We start from the raw sequence: 19,833 nt of genomic DNA, 5'->3' as shown, positions 1-19,833 counted from the left end.
CGCTCTATGAAGCATAGAGGAAACTCACTTGAATAAAGCGTAGAGAGTTGCTGGTATTCTGGCGAGTGGTTTTTTCCTCGCCAATATGAGCATACCTATTAGATAGTGAAGGAAATTGACTTCCGCCCCGAGCTCCCTCAGCCTCCAGAAATCCCTCGCGATGTCATAATGAATCCAAAAATCATTCATGAACCCCTTTCTTCTCTTGAGGCTTTCGATCTCTACTATATGATATACTACTGGAGAGCTCTCGCCGGTCAGCCTGTACGTGTGATATCCCTTTCTCCTCGCACAAAATGCGAGGGTCTGCTCAGAATGGAACCCCTTTCTGCTGTTCTTGAAGAGCCTGCTGAGAGGGCAATCAAAAATGGCATCGTCTCTGAAGGCCATGTTCACCCCGCTTAAGAGAGTAGAGAGGATCGCATCCCCTTGGCACTCTTTACCTCTTGGGAGACCTGAAGTGGAGAGCCATTCACAGTAGTCTTCATACTCCGGCAGTGGTCTCCTGTGGATCCCTCCTTTCGTCTTATAAGTATCCCTTCCATAGAAATGGTCTCCAGTCGGTGAGATATCATCGCCGTCGAAAATCGCCTTATATACGGCTCCACCAGCACCTCCTGCGTCTTTTCTCAAATTGAAGAACTGAACATATTTTTCGATCCAGTTTTCAGAAGCTATGGCATCATCATCTATAAAAAGGATTAGACTGTGACCTCCGCATGCTTTAATGCCAAGCTCGACAGCTTCAACAAAGTTTCCGCTCTTCTGCAAAACTATCTCGTAGTTCAGACCTTGAGCCTCCTTTTCGATAACTTCTTCACTCTCATCACCTGAAGGCTTCAACACGAAGATGACCTTTGAAGGGAGAAGGCTCTGCCTCTTCAGAGAACCTATGAAGTAGGGCAGCGCCCAAGCTCTTTTATAAGTCGCGGTTACCACACAAGTATCTCTCTCCTCAGCCATACTGGTTACCCCTGAACGCTCACATCAATCCTGTTTATTTCAGAAATCATGCCAAATACTTAACCTTTGCGAGATTTCTTCTAAATTAAAAAAAGCGCAACTTCACTCCCTCATTATTCTGGAAAGATTCTCGAAGAACTTATCTTCAGTGAAATCCTCTGCTCTCCTCTCTGAGAGCTCGCTGTATTTCTTCCACTCGCTCTCGCTTTCAGCTATGGCATCGATCTTCGAAGCCAGGTCTTCGATGCCCTCGAAGAACAACCCATATCTCCCCTCATCTATTATGTCCAGATAGGGACCTGCGCTCTTTCTCACTATGACGGGAAGCCCTGCAGCCATCGCTTCTACTACTGCAATTCCGAAGTGCTCTCCCGATGTGTTGTGGATAAACAGCAGGGAGCTGCCCGCTATCTCCGCAACCTTCTCTCTCGGAACATTTATGTGGAATTCCACTTCAACGTCCCTCTCCCTTGCAAAAGCCTCTATCTCATCCTTATAAGCAGAATCGGCGGGAGCAAGCCCCCCCCACTATCCTGAGCTTGGGCTTGCTTTTGGTCTTCGCGATCGCTTCTATTACGGCTTGGTGCCCCTTCTCCCTCGTTATCCTTCCTATCATCACGGCAGCTTTTTCCCTCTCGCTGTAAGGCTTCCTCTTCCTCTCAAATATCTCTACTTCGACTGGTGGATACAGTACTGTAGGTTGTTTCCCGTAGAGTGCATATATGGCTCGAGCAGTGTATTTGCTGTTGGTCAGGACGTACTCTGCGGAACTGAACGGATCTTCGACCATTATCCTCTTCGAAATTCTTGCCCATGCTCTGTAGTAGAAGCTCCACCATCCGCTGTTGTACTTGCTCAGGTACTCTTTTTGCTCCTCTTTGAACCTTTGAGCAGCGACCGGGTCAAAAGCCCTCCTTAGACCATCCTCTATATTAATACGGGTCGGGAAAGTGAATATAATTCATTATCTTGAAGCCCATCTTCTCCTTCTTCTTCAAAACTGGCTTGTACAGCAGAGTATCGATGTAGACGAGGTCAGGCTTCTCCCTCTCTATTGCCTTGTTTATCGCGTATGGAAAGAAGTACCTTTGGTAGAGACCGAGGTACGGGAAGAAGAATGGGAACAGAGCATAAGTGCGGACATCGCTCAAGTCTACGTTGAACCACTTCTCCGCCTTATCCCTGTTGATTTCAGCAGTCGATGCTATCGCAATAGAATAGCCCATCTTTCTGAAGGCCTTTATGAACTGAGTTGCTAGTATCTCCCCGCCTCCTATGAAGCCATATAGGTGCTGCGCGACTACGACCTTTTTCATGATTACAGAGACCTCCTACCTGAAATTCAATCAAGTTGAGCATCTATCTTCTTGAATATTACTATAATAAAACCACATCCAAAAGCTTTCTCCTCGAACAGAAAAGAGAAAAGATCAATATGACCCGAATTTTTTGAGATATGCTAGGAGATACTTCAGAGCGAAGCTCAAGAGCTCCCTCCTCTTGAAAGAATTGTATAAATGCTTCCCCATGAAGAAATGGGCAATCGCGACGATAGCCTTCTCCCTCGGGAGTGGCTTCAAGCGAACTTCCGAGTAGGCCCTTCCGTAGAGGGGAGCTTCAGGATCTTCTACCCTGAGGAACCTGTAGAGGAGTTCAACCATGGAGCCTGAAACGATAACCTTTATGTTCAGATCGTCGTATATGTATGCAAGTAGCGAGTCAAACCTGTAGTTCGATCTCCTGAGCTCCTTAGCTTCATCCAAAACTAGGACCGATCCTTCCAACGATCTCAGTATGCGGAGGAGCGTGGTCTCCTTCTTATCTCTGATCCTAACTCCAAAAGGTCCAAACTCTAACTTCTTCTATATTCTTTAGGAGATCGCGAGCCCAGTCGAGCCTGCTCAGCTCTTCCTCGAGGATCTCAATGAAGGACTTGAGCGTGAATACCCCTCTTTGCATCAGCCTGCAGTCCACGAAAATATAGTTTTCCCGCTTCTCGTTCAAGAAAGTGAGCATAAGAGAGGTCTTCCCGTACCTCCTCAGACATGTGTCCGAAATCATTTTCCCCTTCTGAAGAGAATTCTCGAGTAAATTTCACTCTTCTTCCATGTTGAAGAGTTCCTTTTTTCTCTTCTTTGGCTCAGGGCTGAAGTATCCCATTACTTACCCCCATAAGTAATTGAAGTTTTCTCCAGTTTTTTACGCTTTGCTTTTAGACTAATAATTTAACAAAGTAACCTTTATATAAGTAAACAGATATAAAGTAAACCAGTGATAAATATGAGCTATGAAACAGTTTCCGCTAAGATTCCAAAAAGGCTGAAAGAGCTCATGGACAAGTATGGCATCAAGCCTGGTCCTGTAATAAGGAAGGCTATAGAAGAGGAAGTAAAGAAGTACGTCCTCAAGGAAGTGGAAAAGGAGCTGAGCGAGATATCCCAAGAGCTTTCCGCTATTCAAGACGATGAGATTGCGAGGCTAATACGCGAAGACAGGGAGGGGCATTAGCTTTGTATCTGCTGGATGCAAGCGCTATTATAAACTTGATTAAGAACAAAAAGCTAGAAGCATTTGAAAATGCAAGCACAACAGATTTAGCTCTGTATGAGTGCTTGAATGCTGTTTGGAAAGAAGCGTTTTTGCTCAAAAGGCTTAAGGAGGAAACAGCATTAAAGCTTGCAGGCTCCATAGCAAAGATCTTCTCTTCAATAGAGGCTTATTCCATAACCGGTTTTGAGGGCGAGGCTTTAAATTTAGCTTTAAAAGAAGGTATAACAGTTTACGATGCAGTCTATTTATATATAGCCATTAGGAACGGCTTTACTTTAGTAACAGACGATGAAAAGCTGAAGGATATAGCTTCCAAATATATCAAAGCTATGCGATCGGCTGAAGTCCCTTAAATTTTTTCCCGGAAGAACCCATTGAAGAGTAGCTTCGTGAACTTCTCCTTCGGATTCCTAACTATCTCTTCTGTCTTCCCTCCCTCAACAACTACTCCTCTGTTCATAATTATCATATAGTTCGAGACCCTTACAGCTTGGTCCGGGAGATGAGTTACTATAACGATCGTTATACCGGAGCTCTTGGCTATATCCTTGAGAGCGTTCTCTATTATTATCGTGTTCTCGAAGTCTATGTTCGCAGTAGGCTCATCGAGAAGCAGTATCTCGGGCTTCATGGCTAGCGCTCTAGCGAGGCATAGCCTCTGCTGCTGCCCCCCGCTTAGCTTGTATGGGAAATCATCGAGCCTGTCCTCGACATCATCCCACAGGGCCGCTGCCCTCAGGGCCCACTCCACAGTTGCCTGGATCTCCTTCTTATCCTTGATGTTTCGAGATACCTGAGCAGCAATGGCCACGTTATCGTAAATGCTCAGATGGGGGAAGGGGTTGGGGATCTGAAACAGCATCCCCATCCTCCTCCTCAGTTCATATGGATCCCACTCCCTCACGTCCTTCCCGAAGACCTCAACTTTACCGCTCATCCTAGCTCCAGGTATGAGGTCTGTCATTCTGTTGAAGACCTTGAGGAGGGTGCTCTTCCCCGAGCCAGAGTGACCCAGGATCGCGGTTATGCTGTTCTCCATTATGCTCAGCTCCACATCGTGGAGCACCTTCTTGCTCCCGTACCAGAACGAGAGCCTCTCGGTCCTTATAACTTCCCTCATATTCTCACCTCCTTGACCAGAAGCTTAGATATGGCGAAGAGCAGCAGATAGAAGAGGACTATCATCAGCGCGGCGCCCCACGCCATCGCGATGTAGTTCCCGTAAGGAGTCTGGACGAAGTTGTATATCAGTATAGTGAGAGTAGTTCCAGGCTCAGCTACATCTTTCGGATAATAATACAGCACATTGCCCACCGTGAAGAGGAGGGAAGCCGTTTCCCCCATCGCCCTGGCAATTCCGAGCACCACCGAGAGAGAAAGACCCCTCCTCGCTATCGGCATCATCACCTTCAGGAGGACCTGGAGCTTCTTCAGCCCTATCGAGTACCCGGCCTCCCTGTACTGCGGGGGAACTGAAAGTAAAGCGTTCCTCATATACGTCACGTAAATAGGCAGAGATACAACAGTCAATGCGATGGAGCCAGCAATCATAGAGGGAGTCTTCATGGGGACTACGACCAAGACGTAGATGAGCATCCCAACTATTATGCTGGGAAGCTCCAGCAGAGAATCCGTGAGGACCGAGGATATCTTTGAGATCCTAGAATTGGGGAACTCCACGAACAGAACCGAGAGAGCAAAAGATATGGGGATAGAGAAGAGGGTCGAGAGCCCCACGACGATCACCGTTCCCAAGACCGCTGGCCCGACGCCCCCCATCCCATTCCCCGGACTCGGGGGGAGGGAGGTCAAGAATCTCAAGATCCCGACTTGGAGGATAGCCTCAATGCCATTCTCTATGACATGGAACAGCAGGACGAAGAAGGGGAATATGGCTATAGCCGTCATGGAGAGAACCGCGAGGAAGAATGCCCTGTCCAGGAGCTTGTCCATCTTCATAGGTTCAACCTCGCTCTGAACTTCTTCGTTTGCACGAAGCCTAGGTAGTTGAACACCATCCCTATTATCAGGAGAATCAACCCCCCGGCATAGAGGGCTGAGAGCATGTTTGGATATAGATAGGACTCCGGGAACTGACTCGCTATGAGCGAAGATATCGTCATTCCTGGAGAGAAGAGGCAGTAGGATGCGACGTTTATGTTCCCTATTACGAGGGAAACAGCCACCGTCTCTCCCGCGGCCTTTCCAAAGCCCAGGAGGAGGGAGGCATAGGTCCCAGGCTTCATATACGAGAGGAGGATCCTGAAGACCTGGTACTTCCTCAACCCTATCGAATATGCAGCTTCCCTTATGTGGCTAGGAATAGAATTGTAGGAGCTGTTGAGCATCGAGAACATGTATGGGGTTATCATGAGGGAGAGGAGGATCGAGGCCGTGAAAAGGGTGAAGCCGCTCATTGGGGAGCAGGAGAAGAGCGGGATGAAGCCAAAGTAGTTATGAAGGGGAACCATCAAGCTATCCTTGAGAGCCCCCGCCAAGTACTGGGCCCCCCATATTCCAAATATTATGGAGGGCATTCCAGCGAAGAGCTCGAAGATCAACGTGATCCACTTCGCCACTCTCCCCGAAGGAACGTACTCGTTGAGAAAAGCCACAGCCGCTAGGCTGAGCGGAATAGAGATGAGCAGTGCTATCGCAGCTGTCTCGAGGGTTCCAAGGAGCATTGGGAAGATCTGGTACTCGTTCATTTCGGGATTCCACACACTCCCAATTAAGAACTTCATCCCCTCCGATGAGAGGATGGGGATCGACTTCTCGTAGAGGAAGTAGAACAGGAACATGAAGATAGCTATGAGTATGGAAGCGAATGGGAGCAGCGATAGAAAAAAAAGCTTGTCGTGCTTCGGAGGCCTCTGCATTCCACCTCATCCTTTCACTGGCTGTTCAGGACATCCACAGCCTTATAGCCTATCTGCTTCAACGTGCTCCCGACCGGAGCATATCCAGGAACTATGTAGTTATCTCCGTACTTGAGAATCCATTCCAGGAACGTGGCAATACCCTTCGCAATGTCCTTGTTCTGGTACTTGCCCCACACCAAGAGGTGAGTAGCAGCGATTATTGGGTAAGAATCGTTCCCTGGGAGGTTGAGGAATGCCTTTATGTCCTGGCTGAAGTCGGCGAAGGGGTCTAGAGGTATGCTCCCCCCGGCGGAGTTCAATGCCTCGATGATTCCCTGAGTAGTAGGGAGCACATAGTTCCCATTGGCATTTCTGAGCAGTGCCATCGTCATGTTCTGCTGAATGGCGTAGTTCCACTCAACGAACCCTATTGAGTATGGAGTCTGGTTGAGTATTGCAGCTACGCCCGGGTTACCTTGACCTCCAGCAGCCCTCCCAGTGGCCTTAACTGGGTAGTCTGGAGCCTTACCCACGAGGGAGGTCGGCCAGTACTGCGGGGCAGCGACGTTCAGATATGTCGTGAATATCTCCTGCGTTCCGGAAGCATCAGATCTGAAGACGACGAAGATCTTCTGGTGGGGGAGGTTGAGGTTGGGGTTCACCTGCCTTATGGCCGGGTCGTCCCAGTACTCAATCGTCCCGTTGTATATCATGGCGAGTATCTCTGGAGTCACCTTGAGCTGCCCGTTCAAGTTCGGTACGTTGTAGACTATTACTATGGCACCAGCGACTATCGGGATCTGCATGACCCTCCCCGTGTAGTTGCTCCATTGAGATTTGGAGAGAGGCGGATCGCTTCCAGCGAAGTCGAAGACTCCTGCGAAGAAGTTGGACTGCCCCGCCCCCGAGCCCACACCCTCATAAGATATCTTGATGTTGGGATAATTCTTCATGAACTCGTTTATCCAGGCTATGTACTGGGGTAGCGGGAAGGTCGCTCCTCCAGCCTTGAGCGTCACTGAAAGCTGAGATGTCGTTGTTGTAGCAGGGGGCTTCTGGGTTGTTGTCTGTATCGGGGCAGAGGTCGTTTGAGAAGGCGTCGAAGTCTGAGAAGGTGTAGATGTTGGAGTGCTTGAGCTGCCTTTGCTCAGAGCCAAGTATGCTCCGACCGATGCCAGCACTAGAACTGCTATTATGACAGTCACAGCCAGATAAGATATTGCTCTTTCCTTCATTTTTATCTCCTTAAAATAAGATAGAATAGAAGGAGTTTATATAACTTACTAAAAAAATCTCTAATATCTATAGATTTTTAAATTTTGATATATTCTAAATATTTTTTATATTCATGCACCACTTTATCAATCTAAATTCTTTTAACTGGAACTTTTGCCTCGAGCCCGCGAGCCTTCTGCTTTTTAGATTTTCTATTGCCTGGAAACTGATGCTTTCTTCAAAACTTCGTTAAGCGAAAAAAGCTTTAAAGTATAGAAAAAGTTTCGATCAGAAAAGCCAATCCTTCAGTATGTTTTTCTAGTTAACCTCCAGAATATAGCTTTACCCGCTCTCTCAGAAATGAGGTACTTCAGTAAGTTCGGAGATGTTGCTCTGAACTCTTCATCTTTAAGAAACTTAAGCGAATAGGCTCTGGCGAGGAGAGCCGGGGGGATCCTCGAAGGCAACTCCATCGAGCCGCTTTCAACCAAATCGTTCAGCATGGAAGCGATCTTTATCGATTCCTCTGCTCCGAACTCAACTGAGAGCTTCAAAGCCTTCTCATCGAGCCACTTCTTGACAGTGAAATAGTCTATTAATAGATAGATATGCTCCTTGTACACTGCGTGCGATGCAGAGACAACGACCTCTGCCTCTCTGCTCAGACCTTTCAGCGTGTATCCCTCGAATTCGAAATCCTCGATGCAACACTCGAGCAGCTTGGAACCATCCAAATAGATAACCCAGGCGAAAGCAGGATTCGTGTAGAGGTCAACTATTGTTGAACCTCTGGTCATGGTCACAGTATATTTCTCGCTGACCTCGACCCTGAATCCTCTATCCGAGAGCCTCCTGGCAGCTTTGGTTAGATCCTTCCTATCGATGAGGACATCGATGTCTACTGAAACGTGCTCAACTGGCTTTCTGAACTTGTGAAGTGCGTAGTTCAGATCTTTTAGAGCTTCGGCTACCTCGATAACGCTTCCAGCGAACCTCCTGTATCTTCTCTCCTCATTTCTTCTTATTTCATCACGTGAATTCGTTTTCCTCAAGAGCCCCAGGAGCACCTTGTTCTCTCCAGCAAGCTTCAGAAGCCCTTTAAGCTCATCTTCTTGAAGCTTCGCTGAGCCTTCGAGAGCTCTGATAAGCTTAACCGTATTGGTTTCCAACGCACTTCAACACCCTGGCAACTACTTCGATGGGGCTCAGTTCAGAAGTGCCTATGAGGACTTCATCATCCGTATAATCTTGTCTATTTATATACTTTGGTAAAGACCAAAAACACTTTTTTAGCATAGGCTATGTGTATGTTGAGATCGCTTTAGCCTCCTGTAAACCGCCATAATGTGGGTTGTTTTACCAACCCATGGATCACCGATAAAGACGAACACGATCGTTTTGTCTAGTTTTCTCTTCAAGGTTGCCAATCTACGTTACCCATGTATGTAGTTCACATCATCCCTGAAGCGACGCCCCCTAAAATTAGCCCCCTTAACCCTTCGAGAAGGTATATTCTCGGGTTAAATCTCAACTCGGTGAAGGCTCTGGAGATATTTGCAACAGAGTGCCTTACGTCACCTGGCCTCGGGGGTTTGTATATAGGCTTTAGATCCAAGCGACCCATTAGCTCCATTATTGTCTTTGCGAGCTCGTTTACGCTCACAGCCCTACCGCTACCTATGTTATAAACTCCTCTCGCCCTACTGCTCTTTATAGAGGTCACCACCGCCTCAACAACGTCTGCTACGTGGACAAAGTCCCGGGTCTGCCTCCCATCCGTATATCACCGGGGGCTCCCCTCTAGAGACCCTCTTAATGAACTCTGTGATGACACCGGTGTAACTCTTCGACTGGCGAGGCCCGTATACGTTGAATAGTCTCAGGACGACAGGGCGATAACCGTAGAGTTCGCTGAAAGACAGGACAAGGGCTTCCCCGGCAACCTTCGTAGCAGCGTAGGGGGACTTCGGCTGGAGGGGGTGGTCTTCCGGTATGGGCAGTTTAACGGGCTCGCCGTAGACAGCGCTAGACGAGGCGAAGACAAAGACGCTCACGCTCCTGGAGGCCTTGGCGACGTTGTAAGTGCCCCTCACGTTCACGTCGAAGTACAGGTCTGGCTCCACAGTGGACTCCGCCACGTCTGTTAGCGCCGCCAAGTGCACCACGGCATCGACGCCCCTGACAGCGTCTCCCACAGTGCCGTAGTCCCTCACGTCGCCCTCGACAAACTCTATAGAGTCCAGCACGCCCCTGATATTGTCCAGCGATCCCCTCGACAAGTTGTCGAGTACCCTAACCTGAAAACCGGAAAACACCAGAGATCTGACGAGGTGGGAGCCTATGAAACCCGCCCCTCCCGTCACTAGAACCCTCATCGCCCTCTCCTGCTTCATCTACTGTTACACCAAGTCTAAAAGGTACCTGGCCAGCCGGCTAGCGGACTACTCGAGACGCTTGACCACGGTGCCCCTCGTCTCCAGGCTCTGCTCTACAACCCTCTCGGGGCTTTCGCCCGCGAGAGCAAGGGTTTTATCGAGCAAGTCCACGTGGTTGTTTGGCCTGAAGAAGCACTTTGTGGCTGGCGTCCCCTCGAGTACCTCCTCTAGTCCCCCGACCCTGGTCACCAACGGCATTGTACCGGCAGCTACCGACTCCACGACAGCGTAGGGTAGCTGCTCTTCGTTAATTGAGGGGAATAGCAGGTCCCAGGCACGTCTGTGCTCCTGCATTAAGTAATCGTGCGGGACCCTACCCACAAATTCGACATTAGGTGCCTTATGGCTCTAAGGAGATCAGATCCTTCGCACGAATCGCTTTTTGTTTAAACCTACAAGTGTTATTAATAATGTAGCTCTCTACCTCTGCTGGCTTTAGAACGTTGTATTCAACATCTTGATCTTTGCTTCTTCGAGTGCTTTCGAGGAAATCGTACGATGCCTTGACGTGTTTAATCTGGTACTTTCCTCTGGGAAGTCTAATGCTCACAGGCTTTAGAGGTATGTAGATGTCTCTCTGCGGATCTTCGCGCCCCAAATACTTGATTGCCACACCCTTATCTGTAAGCACATATATTTGGGCTTCGCCAGGCTCCTTGGACAAGTCCGGGTCAACAACAACCTCGTTAACCCCGAAGTTTTCTAGAGTTTCGAAGAGTGATCCAGCGCTAAACTCATCTCTTGTGTCTATGCTTTGAGTGGAAAACCACTGTGGGTGTTCAAGCTCTACATTGTTTTTGAGCGTACGTAACACCCTCATTATGAGCTTCCCAGACTTACCTAGGTAATGTTTAATTAACTCGCTCAACCTACGTTGCCTGCTATAAGCCTCGATTTCATGTGGTCTATGAGCATAGGGCAGGATCTTATTTAGCAACTCTGCATTACTTCACACCAAGTTTTACTTTACACACTTTATCAGGGCCTCCAGCAAACTGGCAGTGGTGAACAAGCCCGTGAGAGACGGTCTCAAGGAATTTATCAGCAATATTCCCACCTGATCTTAACAGACACGGTAGAGAAACCAGGATCTCCCTGCTAACTGGATCGTACCTACCGCACTCGATAAGCGTACCTTCGCCTTCTTCTTCCTGGGACTCCTTCAGAGAAAGCAACACCTCCACCCCTGGCAGGTGAAGAATCCTACACGCACTGGAAATCTCCGAGGTTAACTCTCGAGAGGCTTCGACGAGCACTTCGCGAATGCCCTCAGCGTTTCTAAGAAGCTCTTTTGTCGGTGTTCCCACTAATGACTCTCGGTGTTCTATCATGGTCTAGCCTTTTAGGTCCATGGTCGCAATCTCGCTATTGTTACTGTCGGTGCTTTTGATCAACTCTGGTGACTGCGTATCATGTGTGATTGCCGTTAAAGGCTTCTTGACTGACAGGGTAGTTAGATAGGCACAGCACACCCGCCTTTGATCGAGCTTTTCACCAATGAACACTGGGTCTTCAGCTCTGTTGTTGAACTACCGAGACATCATCAAGTCGTAACCAAGGAACTTGTATTGAAAGCTACCAAAGCCGATCGATACGAAGACTATTCTAGCGAGACCCTTACTTGTAAAGACCTTGATCATATCAGCCACGTGATCAATAACCGCGTTGTTAGTCTCTTCGTTGCGAATTCTAGGGTTAATGCCTAAAACCGTGGCATTGGTTAAACCATGATTACTAGTCGAGTAGTTGCAGAGCAATTTCAAGACCTCCCAGAAAAAGAAAAGTAAAGAGTTGAGAAACGAACTATATTCAACACAACTCACTTAGCATGATAGGTAATGGGATGCTGTCGTTGGCTTCACGCCGTTGATAAGCTTCTCAGCCTGAGCCCTTAGCAGATGCCGGCATCTTCAAAGCACTCAGCGCCAGAAGGCGACCTCAGTCTCGGCACGGCCCACTTTCAAAATCTCACATACTGCTGTACAATCGATGAACCGGGCTATGTTAGGAGCTTTAACATAATTCAAGCTTTAAAATGCTAAATACCATGGGATGTTTTCACTATCCCTAATCCTAGCTTCTCACAGACTTCTTGAACAACATCATCAACACTCCTTCCAGCATTAACAACAGGCATATTCAAGTAAAAGGTACAGCTTCCTCTTAAACTCAAGCTCTTTCAACGACACAATATCTTTCTTCCTCTCAACAGCAGTTTTAATGTCGACATCTAGAACCGAAGTAATCAACAGTCCTCTCAGCCGGTAGAACAATATCTACGTACCTACCGGGCTCAATATCAACACCAATGATGTAAATACCGATGCAAGCTTCCACAACACCCTCCCTACAAGGCTACGAGCAAGAAACTCGTGACACCCCCGGAGTCTCCGCGTATGCGTAGAAAACACTCTTTCCCCAGTTTAACTCTGGGCAACGAATTATATAACAGCCCTCGGAGAGATCAAGTGTCTTCCTGCACACTATGAGTAGATCGTGAACGAAACTTTTATAAAAGAACACAACTCAGGTTTGCCTATTGTAAGGAGAACCCGAATAGTTCATTTACCTATTTTCCAAGTGCTAACAATCTTCATTAATATCTGCGTCCAGCGAGTTTTTAGCTTATAGTCTAATGCTATTAACGGCAAGTATACATATGGTTTCAATTCTACGTACATTCTCAAGAGGTTCCACAACCTCTTATTCGATGCCAGAAAATGCCCTACTCTATAATCTATCTCATGTACGATTGTTGATATGCTTGGAGGTAACACATAGTTTCCTCTCGTTACTTCGTGTTTTGATAGAAGTGTGAAACCTCTCAGGGTTTTCTTCAACAGAGTTGTGAATTGAACTGCATATATGAATGATGGTAATTCTCGATACTCTATATAGCCTTCCTCAACGGCTTCACTAAAGACCCTCCAACCCTCAGCCGTCCTTATCACAACTAAAGTCTTACCTAAACCTATATCAACTTGATATGTCCACGGATCCGCAAATGATATATCAGCCAACTCAGCTGTCTGATCATTACACATGAAGCATGAATAATCATAGAAATACTGACCAAATCCGCTATCGGAATATTCTTGGTATTTTATCCTGAAAGACCTACCATTTACTGTCCGAATAATTAAATAACCTGGCCATCCAAATCCTCTAAATCTGACGTGATTTACATTGGAGACGTTGTTAAGAAATGTATTCATAACGTACTCAGTAGCCGAAGCACTCGGCGTGTTATAGCAATATACCCCAAAGACGTATCTAATACTGTTTCTAAGCCTCGGATTAAATCTCATAGCATTTCTTAAACCTCTAATTAAACACGGTAGTGCTACGATCGCGATCTTATATTTCCTCAGGGATACTTCCTTAAGTGCTTTATGGACACCAAAAATTGGAGCATAGATAGAGCCTGAGTACTCAATAAGCTTAGCCGGGTCTGTCACAACTTCATATACACCAAAAACCCTACCATTAATTACATGTAGTTTTGGAACTACCACCGCATCTACATGTCTCTTTCTTAAGAGATAAATGAGTAGAGAGGTGATTACGCCTCCGCTACTCCCCATAAATCTAACATACTTGTTTGTAGACCACGCTAAAACTACTTTCAGGTATTTACCAATCAATGCGTTCTCTTTATTTCCATATAAACCTCTCGACATTAAAGAATTGGGTTCCTCGAGAAAGGGGCAAACCTTTTCACATAGATAGCAATTGATACAGTTGCTTGAATCTAATAAAGGCCTAATGTACCCATTCGTGAAAACTCTAAATCTTATAGCGTTTTTTGGACATATAAGTGAACATACACCACATCCGGAACATAGGTCTGGCGGTATTCTTGGCGACTTACTCATCGTTTAAACGCCTCTCTTAATAGTGTATAAGCGTTTTTACTCATTTCTTCTACTCTTAAGTTAACATTGTCCCAGTCGATATCCTTCTTAACGGTGTTTATGAGTTTTAACCTATTACTAACAACCCTATCAAGAAGACCTAGTTCTTCCAATAAGTCAATTATACGTGATGGAACCTTAGACGCAACACCTCCTGGGACTATAGCGAAACTCTTTTTAAACCTTATCGAGAGTATTACCCCATGATAACTATTTGTGATCACATAAGAAGCTTTCTTGATCAAATAGATAAACCCTTTAGGGCCAACATTATAAATCGACACGTATTTACCCCATCTTCTGTACTGAAGATACTGTGATAACGGAAATACGTAGGGCTTAGAGTATATTACTACTGGCAAACCAAGATCTTCACTTATTTTATCGATCAGGGGTAGAATCGTAGGGTCGAGATTATAAACCATTACAAACTCATCAAAAGGAAATTCAACTCTTTGCTCAAGATTACTCAAAATCTCAGATCTCACTAATAACACGGGGTCAGGAATATGATATATATCGCGTCCGATCAGCTTGCTGAGGATACTAACATGCCTTTTTTCCCTTACGGAAATAAAATCAAAATCTCTTAATGCAAGCCTAAAATAATTAAGAATGTGGTTTGGGATGTTACTTGGATCTACCCCTATACTGGCAGCAAGTGCCATCTTCTTTGAGCTTGTCTTAAATGGAAGTATATACGCGTAATCAGAATACATAAGAAAGATCGGGTTCCATACCTGGTCGCTACCAACAACGACATAGTCGTATTTCTCTGCTGCTTGTTTGAGCTCCGTTAAGGATGTTAATGGTTTTGTCAACTTAAGGTGCGATTTCCTAAAGATCTCGAATTCCTCATTTTTCAATCTTTCCATTTTGTATGCATATAAGCTATTAGCTAATTCGCCAACAATTGTCCTAAAGGCACTAAACATTGAAAGATTAAGAAGACCGCGTATCACACTATATTTCCTCGGGATCTTTAACACATCAGAATACGTTTTGACGAGAGACTCGAGCTTAGGTATGTAGTTGATGAATTCTACATCAAAACCCAGATCAGATAAAATACTCTGCATACAATACGCTTGCAGGACAGCACCAACATGATTAGCCCAGTGAAAGGTAAGGACTCCTACGCTAACCACCTCATATCCTCCCGAAATGGTTATATAAGCTTGGGTAGCGACCTTTCAAATGATTTCTAGTCCTCCCTCAACTATACAATAGCAGTTTAAAACGCATCAAGAGATCGATCAGTCTCATTAATTATGGATCCCGGTATTTCCAAGAATAAGTTTGGGAGGGATCTTCGTGTAGCGATGTTATGCAGATAGAAGGCCGCCAATCTATGTTATTTTACCCCTTTGGAACTTGATGTTATATCCCTGAAAAAGTCCAACAATTGGTTCAAACTTTCACTTGGATTTACAACTTCAAATGACGAATCAATTATTCTCTGTCTTTCGAAATTCAAATCGAATACTTTTAATATTTTGGTAATCAGATCGCCTGGGTCCCCTCTTTTGAAAATAAATCCTGTAGTATCATTGATAATTATTTCAGGTAAACCTCCGGTGTCTGAGACAATCGCAGGCACCCCTAGACGATTAGCTTCAATAGGAATACGACCGAAGGGTTCCGGCCAAAGCGAAGGCATCACTACAGCACGTGCTCTATACATGAGTTCGTAGTGTTCTTTCGGAGGTACGTAGTCTGTGAAAGTTATGTTCTTCAAAGCCAGTTTCTTAGCTTGTCTCTCAACGCAAGTGTCCTTACATCTTATCATATAGAGTTTTAAATCTTTAAGCTCCTTTGATACCGCAACCCATGCTTTAAGCAAAACATGGGGACCCTTTAGAGGATTTTCTCCAGACGCGTATACGATGTAGTTACCATAAGCTTTGTGAGGCTTAGGCGAAATGTACTTAAGAGGCATTACCGAGGGATTTTTAATAATCACGTGGGGCTTATTCCCCAGGTGAGGTATATGTGCTACGTGAATCTTCCATAGCGAATTAGATACCGCGATAAACCCGTCTATATTATCGACAACGTCTCCAACGAGCTGTCGCCATCTCGTGTAGTCTAGAGGACCTTTGAGAAAGCTAGCCCCATTATAAATACATGCTTTCCGTTTGTTTAAATATCCCACCTTGGATAGCTCATTATTTATTCCCAATTTGCATTGGATGATTCTCCGTATACTACATCTTCTTGTGCAAGTTTCTCTAAAACTATAGTAGGCCCCCCACCAAGGACACACCAAGGCATAACTATGTAAATGCGCTACTATCGGGATATTCTTTTTAATTTCCTTAATTTGATAAGCAATAGTGAATTCTATATCGGTAATCCAAATGATATCAGCCCACTTGACAAGCTTTTCAACAGAGGGATTGTATAACATAATAGGGTAGTTGAGTTTCCTTAAGCAGGTAACTTTGTAAACCTCTAGGCCCAGGTTCCTTAAGCCCTGCGTAAAGCTGTTAACAGCATTATCGCACGTGAGAACTTTAACTTCAACCCTATCTTTTAGTAATTCAAGAAACTCCAAAGTTGAAAGCTGGGCACCACCGAGTACTAAGCCATGAGAGATAGCTAGTAACTTCATGATCTCACGAGGTTTCCCGATAACACAGAACTATATGACTCAAATACTTAAATACTTAATGTTAACACTACAGATTTACCATTCACATATATTAAAGACATATACCGATAAAACTTTGCAAAGTCAAACGGAGATAAAGATACCGCATACCCCCAAGCATCCCCAAATAGGGGGGTATCCATCGTCGACATATACTAGATATGTGATTCCTCCCTCTTTTAAATTGTGAATTATAAAATCGGTAAGCATGCTTACATTATGCAGTGCCAGCTTCAAGCTTATTGCATTCTTGCCCAGAGGAACAGTAATAAACATGCTATTTGAAGTAACACAAAAATATGTCAAAAATGCAGCATAGTAAGCATCACTTGCTGCAATTTGAATATGGCTGCCGGAGTTTGAACAGATAAACTTGGTTAAGGGTCTTATGTTTTCAATACCAAAAATTCTGGGGTGTGAGTACTTTGTAGAGCTGTAAATATTTGCGAAAAAGTTGAGTAGCACTACTACCATTATAATAATTGAAAAAAGCCTTACTACAATATGTCTAGATTTGCCTTTATTTTGAAAGCCTTTTACGACAATTAACAGGAGTAGTGGCACTCCAAATATTGTTACAAACCTTAACGATACTGTAGGCACATGTAAGGTATATGGCAGTTCGGCTACCAAGCCACCTATTGCTATGGCGGCGATCACCCATTCTATCGTTTTCGTAGTCCGCGATGGTAGATATCGCATAAAGGTACATAAAGGTATATGTAACAATAACTACGATAGCAATTCTTATGAAATAACTAAACCAAACACCTGTAATGCGAGTAAAGAGATCGATCTCTACATAACCAACATTTAGCAAATACGCTTCACTCTCCTTTTCAAACTTTAATTGAGCCAACACGAACTTGTACAAATTATAGAAAAATGTAGAGGGAGATGCAGATTTAACAAGTGAAGACACAATTGGTTGGAAGTATATCAGGATAAGGCCTATTATGGCTAATGTTTTCAGCACGTTCATATTAATATTGCTGTTATATCCTTTACTATTCTTGCTGATTAGGCCAGACATCAGTAATGTGGTTGGAAGTACAAACACCGCCAGAGACGTAGTGTAATAAGTAAAGGTCGAAGCTAGCATCAAAAAAATTAAAGCAACCACTGACGGTACTTCGATGCCCTTGAATACATGTAACTTGATAAGTACGAATACATAAAGCATGACAAGAGCGACGCCTAGTGTAGCTCGTCCAACGTAAAAGGCGTGTAGACCTAACAATGTGAACACCGCTAAATACATCGTTAGAAATGATATTAGAACGAATTTATTAAGTATGTTTTTGAATTCCCGCACTGCTAATTTAAGTATCAGGTAAAATATGATAACTATGACAATACCTGGAAGGGGTAGCAAAGGAAGTGTGCCCAGAGGTATATCTGTCACGATTTTTACTATAGCAAGCATGATAGCGGGGAATGGATACTTTCTTTCAACATCTTGAGTTCCGTACCAGTACTTGTACTCAGGAGAAAAAAATAACATAACTAGGGTGTCTCGTGACTACAATATCGATACAATATTAATCCTGTGGGAGAGAATTAGATGGTTAATGCTTGCTAATGCATTCGCCGGTAAATTAGGCTTTAAGAGTATAGTAATGTTCCATTGAACTGCCATATATATTCATACCTATGATTGCTAAAGAATGATTGGAAAGAGATTTGAGGAATCATGTACCATTCCATAGATATCACGATGAAACAGCAATAATTCATGGGCTTTCCGTACTTGCTACCCAATGTTGTTATGAACACTTAAAATCAATTAAATTGTTGATTAACTATTTCAAATCACCGAAATTATATCATCAATGGCATGGGTTTATTAGCATGCAAGGGCAAGGATTATTTAGCAAAACGTTAATACCTACTATTGATTATTAATTAGATTTGGGAATTAGAGGAGTAAATATGGGTTTTAAATCTAGACAGAACATGAATGACTTTTACTTGCCAGGCTACAGAATAAGAGGAATTAGAAATGAACAATTGCTAGCTCTTCATTATCTAAAACAAAGCCTTAATATAATTAAATCCTTTGTATTTTAAGAAAATTTTTTAAGTATTCTTGTTAAATTGTCTTTGAACCGTTCATAATTGAAGTATCGTACACGCATAGTAGCTATTTTAGATAATTGGTCATACTTATTTACTGCGTAGGTAATCATATTAGCGCAATCATCCTGGCCGTCACAACCTAATCCATACTTGCCAAATTTTATAATATCACTCCATGACCCACTCATCCTATTTACCACTGGAACTAATCCAGCAGCCATGGCTTCAATTATAGATATACCGAAATGTTCATACTTCATTGGATGAAAATACACTTTAGCTCTTGATAATATTTTAAGCTTCTTATCCTCGTTCAAATTATTAAGTATTTTAACTTTATCTTCCACGTTGAGTTTTTTAATTAATTCATTAATCTCGGCTAAGTACTTATGGTCACTTACTAGACCGACTATTGCATATTTGATTCCTGAGGTCTCCTTAGCTACGTAGGGTATTACATGAAGCCCTTTAGCTCTCTCAATCCTGCCTATACTAACCACTAAATTATCCCTTTGCTTATTGCTGGAATATTTAAGGTATTTTTCCACATTTACAGGCGGGTAAAGTACTATGGCTGGCGTCCTTAACCATCTTTCAATCACGGCTTTACTAAATGATGAATTAGTGAGTATTAAGGGCCTATAATCTATCACTTTATATAGCTCAAGCAATGCCTTTAAAATTAGCCTATATGGCATGGAGTATATTCTCAGGAACGTATTTTTAACGTATCTCTCAGGATAATACAGCGACTCCACCCCTGGGTAAAAGTCAGGGAAATGAATATAGGCTATATCCGCGAGTATTGGTATACCATATTGTTTAGTTACTATGGTTAAATCATAACGACTCCTTACCTTTAAGGAGAAGGCTACTATATCCCTAATAAGCCATGCATTAAACCTATCATATAGTGAAAGAGGGAGTTTCAAGTAAGGTATAATTACTTCACCTTTAAAGTAACTTTCCACATCATCCCCCATAATTCCCCTTAACCTAAGCCAGTTCGTCTTCTCCATTGTCACAAGATAAACATCATAACCAGACTCACTAAGAGTCTTAGCCATATAAACAGCGAGTCTCTCAGCACCTCCACCATTATTCAATGAATCATGTATGACAGCTATCTTCATTCTTAATACCCTTTTAAAGTTTAACCCATA

Annotated in this window: 23 protein-coding genes and 2 pseudogenes; 2 read left to right on the top strand and 23 right to left on the bottom strand. The window is 44.1% G+C overall.

Annotated elements, in window-relative coordinates:
- Positions 1-24: 24 nt before the first annotated feature.
- The 6 genes from FFONT_RS03255 to FFONT_RS03230 form a co-directional block, all read right to left on the bottom strand.
- Positions 25-963 (bottom strand): glycosyltransferase family 2 protein, encoded by a 939-nt coding sequence (locus tag FFONT_RS03255; protein WP_014557799.1) that lies wholly within the window; start codon positions 961-963, stop codon positions 25-27.
- A 102-nt stretch (positions 964-1,065) separates the two neighbouring features.
- Positions 1,066-1,449 carry a glycosyltransferase gene (locus FFONT_RS03250; RefSeq protein ID WP_148683591.1) on the bottom strand — a complete coding sequence of 128 codons (384 nt, stop codon included), beginning with the start codon at positions 1,447-1,449 and terminating at the stop codon, positions 1,066-1,068.
- Between the two features lie 7 nt (positions 1,450-1,456).
- Positions 1,457-1,753, bottom strand: coding sequence for a glycosyltransferase (locus FFONT_RS03245; protein WP_148683590.1), 297 nt, complete (start codon positions 1,751-1,753; stop codon positions 1,457-1,459).
- 142 nt (positions 1,754-1,895) lie between these two features.
- The gene (locus FFONT_RS03240) at positions 1,896-2,279 is read right to left on the bottom strand and encodes a glycosyltransferase (protein ID WP_148683589.1); all 384 of its coding nucleotides are present in this window, start codon (positions 2,277-2,279) and stop codon (positions 1,896-1,898) included.
- Positions 2,280-2,393: 114 nt separating this feature from the next.
- Positions 2,394-2,747, bottom strand: a complete 354-nt coding sequence (locus FFONT_RS03235; protein ID WP_148683588.1) for an ATP-binding protein — start codon at positions 2,745-2,747, stop codon at positions 2,394-2,396.
- A 46-nt stretch (positions 2,748-2,793) separates the two neighbouring features.
- Positions 2,794-3,024, bottom strand: a complete 231-nt coding sequence (locus FFONT_RS03230; RefSeq protein ID WP_148683587.1) for a hypothetical protein — start codon at positions 3,022-3,024, stop codon at positions 2,794-2,796.
- Positions 3,025-3,243: 219 nt separating this feature from the next.
- Here FFONT_RS03230 and FFONT_RS03225 point away from each other — a divergent pair, with 219 nt between their 5' ends.
- Positions 3,244-3,471, top strand: coding sequence for a hypothetical protein (locus tag FFONT_RS03225; RefSeq protein WP_014557796.1), 228 nt, complete (start codon positions 3,244-3,246; stop codon positions 3,469-3,471).
- A gap of 2 nt (positions 3,472-3,473) precedes the next feature.
- A complete protein-coding gene (locus FFONT_RS03220; protein ID WP_014557795.1) occupies positions 3,474-3,866 on the top strand; it encodes a type II toxin-antitoxin system VapC family toxin in 393 nt (130 codons plus the stop codon).
- Here FFONT_RS03220 and FFONT_RS03215 read toward each other — a convergent pair.
- The 17 genes and pseudogenes from FFONT_RS03215 to FFONT_RS03140 all read right to left on the bottom strand — a co-directional run bounded on the left by FFONT_RS03215 (position 3,863) and on the right by FFONT_RS03140 (position 19,803).
- Complete coding sequence (locus tag FFONT_RS03215; RefSeq protein WP_014557794.1) at positions 3,863-4,633, bottom strand: phosphate ABC transporter ATP-binding protein; 771 nt, start codon at positions 4,631-4,633, stop codon at positions 3,863-3,865. The genes FFONT_RS03220 and FFONT_RS03215 overlap by 4 nt on opposite strands.
- On the bottom strand, positions 4,630-5,472 hold the full coding sequence (locus tag FFONT_RS03210; protein ID WP_014557793.1) for a PstA family ABC transporter permease: 843 nt from the start codon (positions 5,470-5,472) through the stop codon (positions 4,630-4,632). The genes FFONT_RS03215 and FFONT_RS03210 overlap by 4 nt, the downstream gene beginning before the upstream one ends.
- Entirely contained in the window at positions 5,469-6,392 is a 924-nt protein-coding gene (gene pstC / locus FFONT_RS03205) for a phosphate ABC transporter permease subunit PstC (protein ID WP_014557792.1), read from the bottom strand. Before pstC ends, FFONT_RS03210 begins: the two co-directional genes overlap by 4 nt.
- Before the next feature lie 14 nt (positions 6,393-6,406).
- Complete coding sequence (gene pstS, locus FFONT_RS03200) at positions 6,407-7,609, bottom strand: phosphate ABC transporter substrate-binding protein PstS (protein WP_014557791.1); 1,203 nt, start codon at positions 7,607-7,609, stop codon at positions 6,407-6,409.
- A gap of 285 nt (positions 7,610-7,894) precedes the next feature.
- Positions 7,895-8,758, bottom strand: coding sequence for a nucleotidyltransferase family protein (locus FFONT_RS03195; protein ID WP_014557790.1), 864 nt, complete (start codon positions 8,756-8,758; stop codon positions 7,895-7,897).
- A 281-nt stretch (positions 8,759-9,039) separates the two neighbouring features.
- The gene (locus FFONT_RS07205; RefSeq protein WP_014557789.1) at positions 9,040-9,312 is read right to left on the bottom strand and encodes a Rossmann-fold NAD(P)-binding domain-containing protein; all 273 of its coding nucleotides are present in this window, start codon (positions 9,310-9,312) and stop codon (positions 9,040-9,042) included.
- Positions 9,313-9,324: 12 nt separating this feature from the next.
- Positions 9,325-9,964 (bottom strand): annotated as a pseudogene (locus FFONT_RS03185) (NAD-dependent epimerase/dehydratase family protein); the annotation flags it as partial.
- Positions 9,965-10,030: 66 nt separating this feature from the next.
- Positions 10,031-10,351 (bottom strand): annotated as a pseudogene (locus FFONT_RS03180) (glycosyltransferase); the annotation flags it as partial.
- 13 nt (positions 10,352-10,364) lie between these two features.
- Complete coding sequence (locus tag FFONT_RS03175; RefSeq protein WP_148683585.1) at positions 10,365-10,892, bottom strand: hypothetical protein; 528 nt, start codon at positions 10,890-10,892, stop codon at positions 10,365-10,367.
- 76 nt (positions 10,893-10,968) lie between these two features.
- On the bottom strand, positions 10,969-11,331 hold the full coding sequence (locus FFONT_RS03170; RefSeq protein ID WP_148683584.1) for a hypothetical protein: 363 nt from the start codon (positions 11,329-11,331) through the stop codon (positions 10,969-10,971).
- 816 nt (positions 11,332-12,147) lie between these two features.
- On the bottom strand, positions 12,148-12,297 hold the full coding sequence (locus FFONT_RS06980) for a hypothetical protein (protein ID WP_158308299.1): 150 nt from the start codon (positions 12,295-12,297) through the stop codon (positions 12,148-12,150).
- Between the two features lie 288 nt (positions 12,298-12,585).
- Complete coding sequence (locus FFONT_RS03165) at positions 12,586-13,899, bottom strand: Coenzyme F420 hydrogenase/dehydrogenase, beta subunit C-terminal domain (RefSeq protein WP_014557783.1); 1,314 nt, start codon at positions 13,897-13,899, stop codon at positions 12,586-12,588.
- Complete coding sequence (locus FFONT_RS03160; protein WP_014557782.1) at positions 13,896-15,086, bottom strand: polysaccharide pyruvyl transferase family protein; 1,191 nt, start codon at positions 15,084-15,086, stop codon at positions 13,896-13,898. The genes FFONT_RS03165 and FFONT_RS03160 overlap by 4 nt, the downstream gene beginning before the upstream one ends.
- Positions 15,087-15,292: 206 nt before the next feature.
- Positions 15,293-16,495 (bottom strand): glycosyltransferase family 4 protein, encoded by a 1,203-nt coding sequence (locus FFONT_RS03155; RefSeq protein ID WP_158308298.1) that lies wholly within the window; start codon positions 16,493-16,495, stop codon positions 15,293-15,295.
- A 180-nt stretch (positions 16,496-16,675) separates the two neighbouring features.
- A complete protein-coding gene (locus FFONT_RS06975; protein ID WP_158308297.1) occupies positions 16,676-16,897 on the bottom strand; it encodes a hypothetical protein in 222 nt (73 codons plus the stop codon).
- 214 nt (positions 16,898-17,111) lie between these two features.
- Positions 17,112-18,095: a hypothetical protein gene (locus FFONT_RS03145; protein WP_014557779.1), complete on the bottom strand. Its 984-nt coding sequence runs from the start codon at positions 18,093-18,095 to the stop codon at positions 17,112-17,114.
- A gap of 562 nt (positions 18,096-18,657) precedes the next feature.
- Entirely contained in the window at positions 18,658-19,803 is a 1,146-nt protein-coding gene (locus FFONT_RS03140) for a glycosyltransferase family 4 protein (protein ID WP_014557777.1), read from the bottom strand.
- Positions 19,804-19,833 lie beyond the last annotated feature (30 nt).

It is taken from the genome of Fervidicoccus fontis Kam940 (genome assembly GCF_000258425.1).
GTDB classification, from domain to species: Archaea; Thermoproteota; Thermoprotei_A; order Sulfolobales; family Fervidicoccaceae; genus Fervidicoccus; species Fervidicoccus fontis.
The sequence above is the reverse complement of the archived record's forward strand: the minus strand, read 5'-3'. Positions and strand labels throughout refer to the sequence as shown.

What these genes read in the sequence shown, in the direction of transcription:
- FFONT_RS03225 (WP_014557796.1), top strand. Translation starts at nt 3,244, where the DNA reads ATGAGCTATGAAACAGTTTCCGCTAAGATTCCAAAAAGGCTGAAAGAG.
- pstS (WP_014557791.1), bottom strand. Translation starts at nt 7,609, where the DNA reads ATGAAGGAAAGAGCAATATCTTATCTGGCTGTGACTGTCATAATAGCA.
- FFONT_RS03145 (WP_014557779.1), bottom strand. Translation starts at nt 18,095, where the DNA reads ATGTTATTTTTTTCTCCTGAGTACAAGTACTGGTACGGAACTCAAGAT.
- FFONT_RS03240 (WP_148683589.1), bottom strand. Translation starts at nt 2,279, where the DNA reads ATGAAAAAGGTCGTAGTCGCGCAGCACCTATATGGCTTCATAGGAGGC.
- FFONT_RS03140 (WP_014557777.1), bottom strand. Translation starts at nt 19,803, where the DNA reads ATGAAGATAGCTGTCATACATGATTCATTGAATAATGGTGGAGGTGCT.
- FFONT_RS03165 (WP_014557783.1), bottom strand. Translation starts at nt 13,899, where the DNA reads ATGAGTAAGTCGCCAAGAATACCGCCAGACCTATGTTCCGGATGTGGT.
- pstC (WP_014557792.1), bottom strand. Translation starts at nt 6,392, where the DNA reads ATGCAGAGGCCTCCGAAGCACGACAAGCTTTTTTTTCTATCGCTGCTC.
- FFONT_RS03210 (WP_014557793.1), bottom strand. Translation starts at nt 5,472, where the DNA reads ATGAAGATGGACAAGCTCCTGGACAGGGCATTCTTCCTCGCGGTTCTC.
- FFONT_RS03230 (WP_148683587.1), bottom strand. Translation starts at nt 3,024, where the DNA reads ATGATTTCGGACACATGTCTGAGGAGGTACGGGAAGACCTCTCTTATG.
- FFONT_RS03245 (WP_148683590.1), bottom strand. Translation starts at nt 1,753, where the DNA reads ATGGTCGAAGATCCGTTCAGTTCCGCAGAGTACGTCCTGACCAACAGC.
- FFONT_RS03215 (WP_014557794.1), bottom strand. Translation starts at nt 4,633, where the DNA reads ATGAGGGAAGTTATAAGGACCGAGAGGCTCTCGTTCTGGTACGGGAGC.
- FFONT_RS03255 (WP_014557799.1), bottom strand. Translation starts at nt 963, where the DNA reads ATGGCTGAGGAGAGAGATACTTGTGTGGTAACCGCGACTTATAAAAGA.